Source organism: Streptomyces sp. CAI-85 (assembly GCF_013363615.1).
Taxonomy (GTDB): domain Bacteria; phylum Actinomycetota; class Actinomycetes; order Streptomycetales; family Streptomycetaceae; genus Streptomyces; species Streptomyces antibioticus_B.
In genome coordinates, this window is record NZ_JAANNX010000028.1 from 32,359 (window position 1) to 45,797 (window position 13,439).

Consider the following 13,439-nt stretch of genomic DNA (forward strand, 5'->3'; position numbering starts at 1 on the left):
GCTCTCCGCTCGTCTTCCTGTTCGCAATGAACAAGACGATCAGGCGCGCCTCGGTCTTCGCGCTGCTGCTGGTGCTCGCCCTGCTGGTCCGGGCGACCTGGGTGCAGTTCTACGAAGGCCGGGCGCTCGCGGACGACAAGGACAACCGGCGCACCGCGATCGCGACGTACGCGGCACCGCTCGGGAACATCGTCGTGGCCGGTAAGGCGGTCACCGGCTCGGCCCCCACCTCGGGCGGCGACCTCAGATACAAGCGCACCTACACCGACGGCGAGCTGTACGCGGCGGTGACGGGCTACGCCTCGCAGAGCTACGCGCCCACCCAGCTCGAAGGCATCTACCAGAGCCTGCTCAACGGCACGGACACCCGGCTGAAGACCGTGACGGACACGGTCACCGGCAAGCGGGCCGACCCCGGTGACGTGGTCACGACCATCGAGCCGGACGTGCAGAAGGCGGCGTACGAGGCGCTGGGCGACAAGAAGGGCGCGGCCGTCGCGATCGACCCGGCGACCGGCAGGATCCTCGCGGTCGTCTCCACCCCGTCGTACGACCCGTCGGCGCTGACCGACGCCAACACCGCGGGGGCCGCCTGGAAGAAGCTGACCGCGGACGCCGACAAGCCGCTCACCAACCGGGCGCTGCGCCAGCCGCTGGCGCCGGGCTCGACGTTCAAGCTGGTGGTGGCGGCCGCCGCGCTGGAGGAGGGGCTGTACTCCTCGGTGGACGAGAGGACCGACAGCGAGGACCCCTACACCCTGCCGGGCACCCGGACGGTCCTGCGCAACGAGAACGCCTCCGCGCCCTGCGAGGACGCCACGATCCGGGTGGCGCTCCAGTACTCCTGCAACAACGTCTTCGCGCATCTCGCCGTCCAGCTCGGACAGGACAAGCTGCGGGCCATGGCCGAGAAGTTCGGCTTCAACGACGAGACGCTCGACGTGCCGGTGCGGGCGTACGCGAGCGTGTACCCGACCGGGATGGACGCCTCGTCCACCGCGCTGACGGGCATCGGCCAGTTCGACGTGACGGCGACCCCGCTCCAGATGGCCATGGTGTCGGCCGTGATCGCGAACGACGGCGAGCTGGTCTCGCCGCACATGGTCTCCCAGATCACCGACGGCGGCGGCGATGTGCTCAAGGACTACGACGACGACGCGTCGAGCACCCGTGTCATCAGCTCCGGCACCGCCGAGCAGCTCCGGTCGGCGATGGAAACGGTCGTGGAGAAGGGCACCGGCACCAACGCGCGGATCGACGGCGTCACCGTCGGCGGCAAGACGGGCACCGCGCAGAACGGCGAGAACAACAGCAAGGCGCCGTACGCCTGGTTCACCTCGTACGGGTCGGCCGGCGGCAGGAGCGTCGCCGTGTCGGTGGTCGTCGAGCAGTCGGACGCGGCCCGCTCGGAGGTCAGCGGCAACGGCCTGGCGGCCCCCGTCGCCCGCGCCATGATGAAGGCCGCGCTGGACGGATAGGCGCGAGAGGCGGCGCGGCCGGCGCGATCCACTCGGGCCGGCCGCGCCGCGCGCCTCACTTCACACCGAGCAACTGTTCGACGGGGTCGATCGCGAAGTACACCAGGAACAGCGCCGAGGTCAGCCACAGCAGCCAGTGGACCTCCTTGGCCCTGCCCAGCACCGTCTTGATCACGACGTAGGCCAGGAAGCCGGCGCCGATGCCGTTGGTGATCGAGTAGGTGAACGGCATCACGGCGATGGTGAGGAAGGCGGGGACGGCGATCTCGTACCGGTCCCACTCGATGTTCTTGACCTGGGTCATCATCAGGAAGCCGACGGCGACCAGGGCGGGCGCGGCCGCCTGGAGCGGGACGATCGTCAGGACCGGCGTCAGGAACAGCGCCAGCGCGAACAGGGAGCCGGTGACCAGGTTGGAGAAACCGGTGCGCGCGCCCTCGCCGACACCGGCCGCGGACTCGATGTAGGAGGTCGCGGAGGACGACGAGGCCGCGCCGCCCGCGGCCGCCGCCACCCCGTCGATGAACAGCACCCGGCCGAGGTTCGGGACCTTGCCCTCCTCGTCGAGCAGCCCGGCCTCCGCGCTGATGCCGACCACCGTGCCCATGGTGTCGAAGAAGTCCGACAGGATCAGGGTGAAGATCAGCAGGACGACGGTGACGATCCCGACGCCGGGGGCGCCGAACGCGCCGAACAGGCTGAAGTCGCCGAGCAGTCCGAAGTCGGGGGTGTCAACGATCTTGTCGGGCCAGGACGGGGTGGTGAGGCCCCAGGACTCGATGTCGGCGAGCGAGTCGATGACGATCGCGAGCACGGTCATGGTCACGATGCTGATCAGGAGGGCGCCCTTGACCTTGCGGGCGAGCAGTCCGAAGGTCAGCAGCACCCCGAGGCAGAACACCAGGACGGGCCAGCCGGACAGGGTGCCCGCGCCGCCGAGCTGGACGGGCACGGTGGTGCCGCCGGCGTCCGGGACACGGCTGACGAAACCGGCGTCGACCAGGCCGATGAACGCGATGAAGAGGCCGATGCCGACGCTGATCGCCTGCTTGAGGGGCTGCGGGATCGCGTGCATGACGGCCTCGCGCAGACCGGTCAGCACCAGCGCGCAGATCAGCAGCCCCTCCAGGACCACGAGGCCCATCGCGTCGTCCCAGCTCATCAGCGGGGCGATCTGGAAGGCGACCACGGCGTTCAGGCCGAGTCCGGCGGCGAGCGCGAGCGGCAGATTGCCGGCGACGCCCATGATGATCGTCATCACGGCTGCCACCAGGGCGGTGGCTGTGGTGAGCTGGACGAAGTCGAGCGAGTGGCCGTACTTGTCCTTCGCGCTGCCGAGGATGAGGGGGTTCAGGACGAGGATGTAGGCCATGGTGAAGAACGTGGCGAAGCCGCCGCGTATCTCCCGGCCGAAGGTGGACCCCCGTGCGGAGATCCTGAAGAACCGGTCGACGCCGTTCGCCGACGGAGGTGGTGCGCTCCCCCGGTCGGCCGCCTGCTTGGTCTCGGACATGACGCGTCGCTCCTCGCTGCCAGGTGATCGTGTGCGGATGCTGGCTGGATTGTGTACGCGTCAAACCCGGTTCAGGTTTTCGCCGTGTTACGGATCGGGCCCCGCCGCCGCCCCGCGCGGCCGTGGGGCCGCGCGGGGAGGTACGGCTAGCCGACGAAGTACGTCGGGTTCGGCAGCTTGTACGTGCGGTCGGCGTAGCCGCCGTCGAGGTCCGAGTACTGGTCGCCGAAGTTGGCGACGATGTCGTAGCCGAGGTCGCGCTCGATGTGCCGGCGGGTGCCCGCCTTGTACTGCACGGTCGTGCAGGTCCAGGTGCCGGGCGTGGCGCAACCGCTCAGATAGGACGGCGGGTTGGCGGCGTTCTTGAGGAACATGTGCCCGGCGTCGAGGTTCACGTCCGCGCCGACCTTCGTCAGGTTGGCGACGGCCGCCGAGCGCTGTGCCTCGCTCAGCCCGGAGTTGTAGAAGACCGTGACGCCCCGCTTCGCGGCGTACCGCACGAGGCCGGGGCTGCCGAAGACCTCGGGACGGTCCGCCCGGTCGACGTAGGCGGCCCAAGTGGCCGAGTTGTACGTGTAGTTGTAGCGCTTCTCGTAGTCCAGGCTGAGCAGCAGCGTGTCGTCGATGTCGAAGACGACCGCGGGCTTCTTCCCCTGGTGCAGGGCCTTGCGGGCCGCCTGGTCGATGTACTTCTTCGCGGCCTTGTCGATCGCCGCGAGGTCCTTCGCGTACGGGCTCGTCGGCGACGCCTGGTAGACGCCGTTCGCGTCGGCCGTGGTGCCGTAGTAGGTGTCGATGTCCTTGACCAGCACGCCGATGTTGTACGGCTCGTGGGTCGAGTTCGCCGTGGACTGCCCGGCGGTGGCCGCGCCGGCACCGTAGAGGGCGGCACCGGCGACGACAGCGGCGGCGGTGGCGGCCGCGAAACGCAGTGACTTTTGCATGACACAGCTTTCTACGCGCGTCACCCCCAACGGCGCGAGCCCCGACGGGCAAAAACCGGGTCAAGCAACCTTCTTCCACGGCTCCCAGTCGCCGAGGTACGCGGCACGGGTGGCGGACTCGGCCTGTTCGGGCGTGAGTTGGGGCCGGTTGGCGGGGACGGTGATGGCCGCGCCCGGCCCGGTGTTGCGGTACTCGGCGAACCGCTGCTCCTGCCAGGGGAACGCGGCCGACATGTCGGCGTAGGGCGCGACCGCGTCGATGCCGGGCCCGAGGTGGCTGTCGCGGACGACGAGGCTCGGGCGGGCGGTGAGATCGGAGCTGGGCACCCAGGGGCGGGCCAGCTTGAAGTACCCGTCCGGGGCGGCGCTGCTGATCCGGCTCCGGACGACCAGATGGCCGTACGGGGTGGCACCGGCCGTGGAGGGGGCGAAGACGAAGCCGTACGGCGGCCCGGCCAGGTCCGTACGGCGCAGGGTGCGGAAGTGGCCGTGCTCATGGACCGCGGTGGCCCGCCCGAAGACGAAGTCGACGTCCCCCTCGGTGTAGCAGTGGGCGTAGTACTGCCGGGCGACGGCGGTCACGGCGATCGAGTCGGCGTACAGGGTGTCCTGGTGGCCGAGGAAGCGGCAGTGGTGGAAGGCGGAGCGGTCGCCCTGCACCTTGAGGGCGACGGCCTGGGTGCCGGTGGTTTCGGGATGGTCGGCGCGCAGCCAGTCGTTGGCGAAGGTGATCCAGCGGGCGGTGAAGCCGGCGGCCTGCACGGTCGTGGTGGCCGATCCGGTGGTGCCGTGGGTGCCGCCGCCCGGCTTGGGGGTGCCGGCCGCGTTGTCGTACACGACGACCGTGTCCCGGGCGTTCTCGGTGGCGCCGATCCAGGTGGCCTCGGTGCGGGTGGGGTCGAGGAGGACCGTCTCCCGGTAGACGCCCGGGGCCAGGACGAGGGTCCGGCCGCTGCCGGTGGCGGCGGTGACCGCGTCCTGGACGGTGGTGAAGTCGCCCCGGCCGAGCGGGTCGACGTACAGGGTGCCCGGGGTGCGGCGGGCGGCCGGAGAGCCGAAGCGGCCGAACGGACGGCGGTGTCCGCCGGGGCCCGCGTACGCGGCGGCGGGGAGGGCGAAGGCGGCGGTGCCCGCGGCCGCGCCTACGGCCGTGGCGAGGAACCGCCGTCGGGAGGGCAGATGCATGCGGGTGCTCCTTGGGAGGGGCGGCCGGGACGGAGCGGGAACACCGGCCCGGCCGCCGTGTGGAGGGGGCCGGTTCAGCCCAGGCGTCCCGCGCCCGCGCCGCGGTCGACGATCCGGGCGACGGACCGCACCGGGTCGACCCGGGTGCGCAGGGTCGGGGTCCAGCCGGCGCCGGACTCCAGGGTCTCGGCGGGGATCTCCGCGTTGTGCACGGCGATCAGGTCGGTGATCCGGCCGTTGACGAGATTGTGCGCGGCGGTGACCGGGGCGACGGTCCACCGCTTGAGCACCTTGGCCGCGCTGACCCCCGGGGGCAGGGTGAACGCGTTGTGCTCGGCGACGAGTTGGGACTCCTTGCCGATGCCGAGGCTGTACGAGTAGTCGTCGTTCGCGACGAAGTGGTTGTTGTAGGAGTCGACCTGGCCGAAGCGGACCCGGGGCGCGCGCTCGACCAGTCCGGAGAACAGGTTGTGGTGGAAGGTGGCCTTCAGCCGGCCCCGGTCGCCGACGGCCGTCGACTCGCTGTCGCTGTTGCCGATCAGGATCGTCTTGTCGTGCTCGGTGAAGACGTTCCAGGAGGCGGTGACATGGTTCGCGCCGCGCACGATGTCGAGTTGGCCGTCGTGCTGCTGGTAGAGCATCCCGAAGTGGGTCGGGGCCGCGCTGTCGGGGTGGGAGCCGTCGGTGAACGTGTTGTGGTCCAGCCAGACATGGGTGGAGCCGTACACCACGGCGGTGTCGTACTCGGAGTTCCAGTTGCCGGTGGCGCCGTCGGTGGGGTCCCACTGCGGGAAGCAGTCGACCGGCGACTCCAGAGTGAGGTTGCGGACGATCACATTGTCGACGCCCTTGATCTGGAGGCTGACGCCCTTGAAGCCGGCGCCGCGGCCCACGCCCACGATGGTGGTGTTGGCGGGGATCTCCGCCTTGATGGCCCGGTCCTGGGCGGCGGCGGAGGCGCGCCGCAGCCCCTCGGGGCTGTCGTCGGGCTCGCCGGTCAGATCGGTGTCCAGGCCCCAGGTCTCGGGGGCGTAGGCGGCGAGGTAGGCGTCGAAGTCGTAGCCGGGCGCGGCGAAGGAGTCACAGCCCTCGGCGACGGCGTCGATCACGCCCTTCACCTTGATGATCTTCGGTGCGGAGCCGCCCGCGGCGAGGGCGGCCTTGAACTGGGCCCAGGTGGTGACGGTGTGGACGTGCGCGGCGTCCGCCGCCGCCCCGCCCGTCGTCCCGGTCCCGTACGCGGCCCACCCGTCGTTCGCGGGCAGCACCTGACGGCCCAGGTCGCGGGCGTGGGCCGGGGTGCGGGGGCCGGCCGAGGCGGTGCCGGTGGCGGACAGCACCAGGGCGGTGCATCCCGCGAGGGCGGCGACGGCACGTGCATGACGCTTCGGTGTACGCATGGTGCGGGTCTCCTTCCGATGCCCGGGTGTCAGCCGTTGTTCTTCTTCCAGTCCGCCTGCGCCGCGTTCAACTGCTCGGCCAGGGTGTCCAGGAAGTCCTTCGCGCTCATCTTTCCGAGCAGCACCTTCTGGAAGTTCGGCTCGTTGTCGGCCTTGGAGATGGTGTTCCAGTCGGGCAGGTAGTAGGGAAGCTGCACGATCTTCGTGCCGGTCCCGTTCAGCGCCTCGGCGGCCAGCTTCGTCGGCTCCGCCCCCTGGATCCACGCGTCCTTCGCGGCCTCGGTGTTCGCCGGGATCTGGCCCGCGGACTCGTTGTACTTGGAGTTCTCCGCGTGCGAGACGGCGAATTCGACGAACGTCCAGGCGGCCGTCTTGTTCTTGCTGGACTTGAAGACGCTCAGCCCGTCGACCGGGTTGGAGATCTGCACCCGGCTGCCGTCGTCCAGGGTGGGGCTCGGGATACCGCGGAACTTGTCCGGGCCCAGCGCCTTGAAGTGGTCCTGGTAGGAGCCGAGGTTGTGGCTCAGCATGCCGATGGTGCCGCTGTCCCACTGGGCGACCATCTTGGTGAAGTCGTTGTTGACGTCGGCGGACGGGGTGGCCTTCTTGTAGAGGCCGACGTACTTCTCCAGCGCCGCGACGATCTTCGGGTCGTTGACGGTGGTCGTGTCGCCGTTCCAGAAGGTGTCGATGCCGGTCTGGCCGTACGCGGCGTCCAGGGCCGGCGCGATGGAGCCCTCGCCGCCGCGGATGGTGAAGCCGAAGGCGTTCTTGTCCTTGTCGGTGAGCTTCTCGGCGGCCTCGTAGAACTTGGTCCAGGTGGTCGGGGCGTCCAGACCGGCCTTCTCGAACAGGTCCGTGCGGTACCACAGGGTGCCGTTGTTGGACGAGGTCGGGATCTGGTACAGCTCCTCGCCGCCGCCCGCCGCACGGCTGACCGCCAGCAGGTTCTCGCTCAGCCTGCCGTCGAGCGCGCTCTTCTCCAGGCGGTCGTCCAGCGGTTCCAGGGCGCCCTGGACGGCGACCTCGGCGAGCATGGCGGTGCCCACGCCGCCGACGTCGGGCAGGCCGCCGCCCTGGATGGCGGTGTCGTACTTGGACTGGGCGCTCGCGGCGGGGATCCCGACGTACTTGACCTTGATGTCGGGGTGGGCCTTCTCGAAGTCGGCGATGATCTCCTTCCAGATGTCGGTGCGCACGCCTCCGTTGTTGTCCCAGAAGGTGATCTCGCCCTTCCCCGAGCCCTCGCCCCCCTTGTCCCCCGCGCTGCCGCCGCCGTCGTCACCGCAGGCGGTGGCGGTCAGCGCGAGCACGGAGCCCAGGGCGACGGCCAGGACGGCCCGCCTGTTTCTGCGGTTGCTGCTGCTCTTCATGTGTCGGCTCTCTTCTTCTTCCGGATACGGCGGAGATGCGTGGACATCTGGAGCTGTGGGGGGAGTTCGGAGTTCAGAGCGGTGTGACGCGGAACGCGGTGAACACGGCCGAGCCGGCGTCCCGCTGTCCGGCGAGGGCGAACAGGCCGAGCAGGGCGCCGACCCAGCGCCAGGGGGTGGCGGTGAAGACGGGGCCCGAGGGGCGCGGGCCGTCGCCGGTGTCGTAGCTGAAACGGCAGCGCGCGGACGGGCCGATCTCGACGCGCAGCCGGACCCGGCCCCCGGGGGCGGGCCGGGGGTGAGCGGCGTCGCGTTCGCGGCCGGCGTCCGTCTCGGCGAACCGGTGCACGACGTGGACGCCTCCGTCGGCGTCGCGTTCCAGCCCGATCCAGCAGTACGCGTCGCCGAGGACCGCGAGTCCGGCGCGGGCGCCCGGCCGGGTGCCGTGGAGGGTCAGTTCGGTCTCGACGGCGCAGGGGGTACCGGGGAGCCGCTGGGTGAGGACGTTCGGCACCCGGCGCAGATCGTGCGCGGCCCCGGTCGCGTCCTCGGTGCGCACGCAGGTCAGGCGCAGGCCGTCGCCGGAGTGCTGGGTGGCCCAGCCGACGCGGGGGTTGGCCGTCCACTGCCACTGGCGGCCGAAGCGTCCGCCGGGGAAGTCGTCGTCGGTGGCGGGCGCGGCGGGCGGCTGGACGGGCAGATCCGGCAGCCGGTGGGTGCGGACCGGGGTGCCCGCGTCGCCGATCACCGGCCAGCCGTCGGCGCCCCAGCGCATCGGCTGGAGGTGGACGACCCTGCCGTGGGCGCCGCGCTGCTGGAAGTGCAGGAACCAGTCCTCGCCGGACGGGGTGCGCACCCAGCCGCCCTGGTGCGGGCCGTTGACGTCGGTGTCCCCCTGTTCGAGGACGATCCGCTCCTCGTAGGGGCCGAAGAAGTCCCGGGCGCGGAAGGCGCCCTGCCAGCCGGTCGCCACCCCGCCGGCGGGGGCGAGGATCCAGAACCGTCCGTCGTGCCGGTAGAGCTTGGGGCCTTCGAGGGTGAACCAGCCGGGCAGCCGGTCGCCGTCGACGATCACCTTGCCCTCGTCGAGAAGTGACGTGCCGTCAGGATGCATACGGTGGCCGGTGATCCGGTTCTTGACGCCCGCGCGGGACTTCGCCCAGGCGTGCACGAGATACGCCTCGCCGCTCTCCTCGTCCCACAGCGGGCACGGGTCGATGAGCCCCCGGCCCTCCTTCACGAGCGTCGGCCGGGTCCAAGGGCCCCTGATCTCGGGGGCGTTGACCTGGAAGATGCCCCGGTCGGGGTCGCCCCAGAAGATCCAGAACCGGTCGTCGTGGCGGCGCAGGGAGGGCGCCCAGACGCCGCGGTCGTGGCGCGGGACGGCGAACTCGGCCTCCGGCTCCAGGCGTTCGAGGGCATGGCCGACCAGGGTCCAGTTGACCAGGTCGCGCGAGTGCAGCAGCGGCAGGCCGGGGACGCGGGAGAAGCTGGAGGCGGTGAGGTAGAAGTCGTCGCCCACCCGGATCACGTCCGGATCGGACCAGTCGGCGTCGAGCACCGGATTGCGGTACGTCTCCGAATCGCGGTGGGGCGTCGGATTACGGTCGGTCGTCGGACTGCGGTCGGTCGCCGGATCGCGGTGGGTCATCGGATCGAGGTGGGTCATCGGCCGACCGCCTTCCGGGCCAGCGCCGCCGCCTCGTCGCGGCCGAGCCGGCCGTCGGCGACGACGGTGACGATCCGGCGTACGACCGTCTCGCCGGGCGGGATCGGCAGCCGCTCGGCCGGGGCCAGCGAGGAGCCGACGCCCGGGTACTCGGCGGTGCGCACGAACCAGGGGTCGCGGCGGGTGGTGTCGGTGGCGCCCGCGAAGACGAGCGTCCAGCCCGCGCCCACGAGGGCCAGCCAGTCGGCGCGGCGGCCGTGGACCTCGGCCTCGCCGTCCGCGTCGGCGGTGAACACCCGCGGGGCCGCGCTCTCCTTGGGCGCCCGCCAGAAGAAGCCGCCGTAGGCCGCGCCGGGGCGGCCGTTCGTCGCCGGGCTGCCGATCGACAGCGGGCCCGGGGTGACGTTGGTGAGGGAGAAGGTGAGGTCCAGCGCCCAGGCCGTGCCGGTGAGTGCGGCGGCCGCGACGGTTCGGCGCTCGTCCAGCAGCCCGCCGCCCGCGGCCGCCCAGCGCAGCTCCTCCACGAAGCCGTCGGAGGCGCGCAGCGGGAACGACCCGTGCCGCTGGACGCCGTGGTTGTCCAGCTCGGTCGGGCCGCGGCCGCGGACATAGGTGCGCCCGCCCCAGAAGTTGTGCCCCTCGACGTCGGGAACGGCGACACCGACGCCGAGGTGGTGGGGATGGTCGGCCGGGGCCAGCTCGGTGACCGCCGTGCCGGACAGCGTGGTGACGGGGTGCAGATGGGGGCGCGGGGAGAGCCGGGCGGGCAGTTCGGGCCGGACGACGTACCGGCCGACCGGGCGGCCCGCGACGCGCAGGACGAGCGGTGCCCCGGATGCCGTCATCGGGTGCTCACCTCTTCCGGGTGCACGGTCGTGGACGCCCAGGGGGCGCCCAGTTCGGAGTAGAGGGCGAGGCCGTCGGCGGCCGCCGCGACCAGGCCGTCGATACCGGGGACGACCCTGCGGGCCCCGCCGTCGGCCGGGTGCCAGGCGGTGCCGGGCAGCCGGACCGGGTCGGGGGCCACCCGGACCGCCTCGACGACCCGCATGAACGCCTCGGTCGCGGCGGGCGGGACCAGCAGATCCCTGCCGTCGGCGAGACGGGCGGCCAGGTTCTCCAGCAGGTCGGTGCGGCCGTACTCGCGCTCCTCGGGGCCGTGTCCGGCGCGCTGGAGCAGGACGCGGTCCCGCTTGTACCAGAGGGTGATCCGGCCCCGGCTGCCGTGCACGACGACGTACGGCTCGTCGGGGTCCTCGGCGCACAGGGTCGCGGCGACCACGACCGGGAGGCCGTCGGCGGTGGTGATCCGGACGCAGGAGGTGTCGTCGGACTCGATGGCGTTGGCGTGCGCGAGTTCGGTCTCGATGGCGGTGACGTCCTCGGCGCGGGTGGCGCCGGCCAGGGCGAGCGCGGTGGCGACGGCGTGCGCGAGCGGGTTGGTGAGGGCGCCGTCGATCACGTCGACGCCGTTCAGCCGCCGTCGGCCCGCCCAGGGCGCCCGCCGGTAGTAGGACTCCGGGCGGGACCAGGCGCCGGCGCCGCCGACCCCGGTGACCTCGCCGATCGCGCCGTCGGCGAGCAGTTCGCGGATCGCCGGGAGGGCGTGCGAGCCCAGCGACTGGAAGCCGATCTGGCAGTCGACACCCGCCTCGGCGACCCCGTCGGCCATCCTGCGGAACTCGGCCCAGGACGGGGCGGGCGGCTTCTCCAGGAGCAGATGCGCACCGTGTGCGGCGGCCGTCAGGGCCAGGTCGGTGTGGGTGGGGATCGGGGTGCAGAGCACGGCGATCCGGGCGCCGGTGGTGTCGAGGAGCGCGCCGAGGTCGGCGGACTGCGCGGGCGTGCCGAGCCCGTCGGGGATCTCGTCGGGGGCCAGCGGAGTCAGTTCGCAGACACCCGCCAGCCGTACGGTCCCCCGGTCCTGGAGCCGGCGGATGTTGTCGAGATGCCAGCGGCCGTGGCCGCGGGCGCCGGCGAGGACGACGGGGATCGCCCGCGGCTCCGTCTGTGCGGTCATCCCTTCACCGCCCCCGCGCTGAAGCCGGTGATCAGCCACTTCTGGATGAAGGCGAAGACGATCACCACGGGGACGGCGGCGATGATGCCGCCCGCGGCGAGGGCGCCCAGGTCGACGCTGTCCGCGCTCATCAGGGTGTTGAGGCCGACCGGGATGGTCTGCTTGCTCTGGTCGGACAGGAACATCAGGGCGAACAGGAAGTGGTTCCAGGCGTGCACGAAGGCGAAGGAGCCGACCGCGATCAGTCCGGGCCGCAGCAGGGGCAGCACCACGATCCGGAAGCCCGTGAAGCGGTTGCAGCCGTCGACCCAGGCGGCCTCCTCCAGGGAGTAGGGCACGTTCCGGATGAAGCCGCTGATCAGGATCATCGACAGGGGGAGCTGGAAGACCGTCTCGGCGATGATGACGCTCGCCAGCGAGTTGATCATCCGCAGTTCGGCGAAGATCTGGAACAGCGGCACCAGCAGCAGCGCGCCCGGCACGAACTGGGTGCACAGCAGGGCGATCATGAAGCCGCGCTTGATGCGGAACTCGAAGCGGGCGAGGGCGTAGCCGCCGGCCAGCGCGACGAGGGTGGTGAGCAGCAGCGTGGCGACGCCGGTGAGCACGCTGTTCTGGAAGTAGACGCCGAACTCGCGTTCGTTCCAGACCTTTTCGAAGTGCTCGAAGGTGACCGGCCACGGCACGAGCGAGGTCGAGCCCGGCCGGCGGAGCGCGAAGAGCAGGATCCAGTAGAACGGGACCAGGGTGAAGAGCAGGTACAGCGACAGCGGGACGTAGATCTGCCAGCGGGGTGCCTCGTCCCAGGCGCGGGACCCGCGGCGCCGCGGCCGGTCGTCGGCGGGGTGCGGGGGCGCGGGGACGGGCACGGCCCGGGTGGCCTCCTCGGTGATCACTTGCCTCCCCCTCCGAACTTGCTGAGCCGCAGATAGACCATCGAGCAGACGAGCAGGATCAGGAACGCGACCGTCGTCAGGGCGGACGCGTAGCCGAAGTTGTGGGCGTCGACCGAGGTGTTGGCGATGTAGAGCGGCAGGGTGGTGGTCTCCCCCGCCGGGCCGCCGTTGGTCAGCGTGTAGAGCAGGTCGACGTTGTTGAACTCCCACACCGCGCGCAGCAGCGTGGACAGGACGATGGCGTCCTTGAGATGGGGCAGGGTGATGTGCCAGAACTGCTTGATCCTGCTCGCCCCGTCGACTTCGGCGGCCTCGTACAGGTCCTTCGACACGGACTGGAGGTCGGCGAGGATGAGGATCGCGAAGAACGGCACGCCCCGCCACAGGTCGGCCACGATCGCCGCCGGGAAGACGGTGGAGGGGTCCGACAGCCAGCTCGTGCCGTAGGAGCCGATGCCCACGTCCGCGAGGTAACGGGTGATGCCGGTCTGGGAGTTGTAGAGCAGCACCCAGATCACCGAGGTGAGCACGCCGGAGACGGCCCACGGGGAGAAGACGAGGGCGCGGCCCAACGCCCGTCCCACGAAGGTCTGGTTGACGATCAGCGCCAGCGCGAGCCCGAACAGGAGCTGCAATCCGACTTCTACGACGACCCACTGGGCGCTGAAGGTCAGCGTGTCCCAGAACTGCGGGTCCTCGGTGAAGGCGTGGACGAAGTTGTCGAAGCCCGCGAAGCCGTTCCGCCACGGCTTGGTGGGGTTGTAGTCCTGGAGGCTGTAGTAGAAGACGCTGATCACCGGGTAGGCGATGAAGCCCAGCATCAGCAGGGCCGCCGGCGCGATCAGCAGGTACGGGAGCCTGTGGGGCGCGGCGGAGGCACGGCGCCGCCGGGGTGGCGCGGGCGGTTTCGCCACGGCTGCGGCTTGGGCCATGACTGTTCTCCGTTCTGGGTCGCGTCGTG

General features: G+C 71.3%; 11 protein-coding genes. 1 reads left to right on the forward strand and 10 read right to left on the reverse strand.

What is annotated here, in order from left to right:
* Positions 1–26 precede the first annotated feature (26 nt).
* Complete coding sequence (locus G6W55_RS25075) at positions 27–1,478, forward strand: penicillin-binding protein 2 (protein WP_175523091.1); 1,452 nt, start codon at positions 27–29, stop codon at positions 1,476–1,478.
* A 55-nt stretch (positions 1,479–1,533) separates the two neighbouring features.
* Here G6W55_RS25075 and G6W55_RS25080 read toward each other — a convergent pair whose 3' ends face one another.
* From G6W55_RS25080 to G6W55_RS25125, 10 genes are all read right to left on the reverse strand, one after another.
* On the reverse strand, positions 1,534–2,991 hold the full coding sequence (locus G6W55_RS25080; RefSeq protein WP_175523092.1) for an NCS2 family permease: 1,458 nt from the start codon (positions 2,989–2,991) through the stop codon (positions 1,534–1,536).
* A gap of 146 nt (positions 2,992–3,137) precedes the next feature.
* Positions 3,138–3,935, reverse strand: a complete 798-nt coding sequence (locus G6W55_RS25085) for an HAD family acid phosphatase (RefSeq protein ID WP_175523093.1) — start codon at positions 3,933–3,935, stop codon at positions 3,138–3,140.
* 60 nt (positions 3,936–3,995) lie between these two features.
* Positions 3,996–5,120, reverse strand: coding sequence for a pectinesterase family protein (locus G6W55_RS25090; RefSeq protein ID WP_175523094.1), 1,125 nt, complete (start codon positions 5,118–5,120; stop codon positions 3,996–3,998).
* A 74-nt stretch (positions 5,121–5,194) separates the two neighbouring features.
* Positions 5,195–6,520, reverse strand: coding sequence for a polysaccharide lyase family 1 protein (locus G6W55_RS25095; RefSeq protein WP_175523095.1), 1,326 nt, complete (start codon positions 6,518–6,520; stop codon positions 5,195–5,197).
* Between the two features lie 29 nt (positions 6,521–6,549).
* Positions 6,550–7,893 carry a sugar ABC transporter substrate-binding protein gene (locus G6W55_RS25100; protein WP_175523096.1) on the reverse strand — a complete coding sequence of 448 codons (1,344 nt, stop codon included), beginning with the start codon at positions 7,891–7,893 and terminating at the stop codon, positions 6,550–6,552.
* A 73-nt stretch (positions 7,894–7,966) separates the two neighbouring features.
* The gene (locus G6W55_RS25105; RefSeq protein WP_254876435.1) at positions 7,967–9,562 is read right to left on the reverse strand and encodes a glycoside hydrolase 43 family protein; all 1,596 of its coding nucleotides are present in this window, start codon (positions 9,560–9,562) and stop codon (positions 7,967–7,969) included.
* Positions 9,559–10,407, reverse strand: coding sequence for a PmoA family protein (locus tag G6W55_RS25110; RefSeq protein ID WP_175523097.1), 849 nt, complete (start codon positions 10,405–10,407; stop codon positions 9,559–9,561). The genes G6W55_RS25105 and G6W55_RS25110 overlap by 4 nt, the downstream gene beginning before the upstream one ends.
* Complete coding sequence (locus G6W55_RS25115) at positions 10,404–11,582, reverse strand: Gfo/Idh/MocA family protein (RefSeq protein ID WP_175523098.1); 1,179 nt, start codon at positions 11,580–11,582, stop codon at positions 10,404–10,406. The genes G6W55_RS25110 and G6W55_RS25115 overlap by 4 nt, the downstream gene beginning before the upstream one ends.
* Entirely contained in the window at positions 11,579–12,478 is a 900-nt protein-coding gene (locus G6W55_RS25120) for a carbohydrate ABC transporter permease (protein ID WP_175523099.1), read from the reverse strand. Before G6W55_RS25120 ends, G6W55_RS25115 begins: the two co-directional genes overlap by 4 nt.
* Complete coding sequence (locus G6W55_RS25125; RefSeq protein WP_175523100.1) at positions 12,475–13,410, reverse strand: carbohydrate ABC transporter permease; 936 nt, start codon at positions 13,408–13,410, stop codon at positions 12,475–12,477. Before G6W55_RS25125 ends, G6W55_RS25120 begins: the two co-directional genes overlap by 4 nt.
* Positions 13,411–13,439 lie beyond the last annotated feature (29 nt).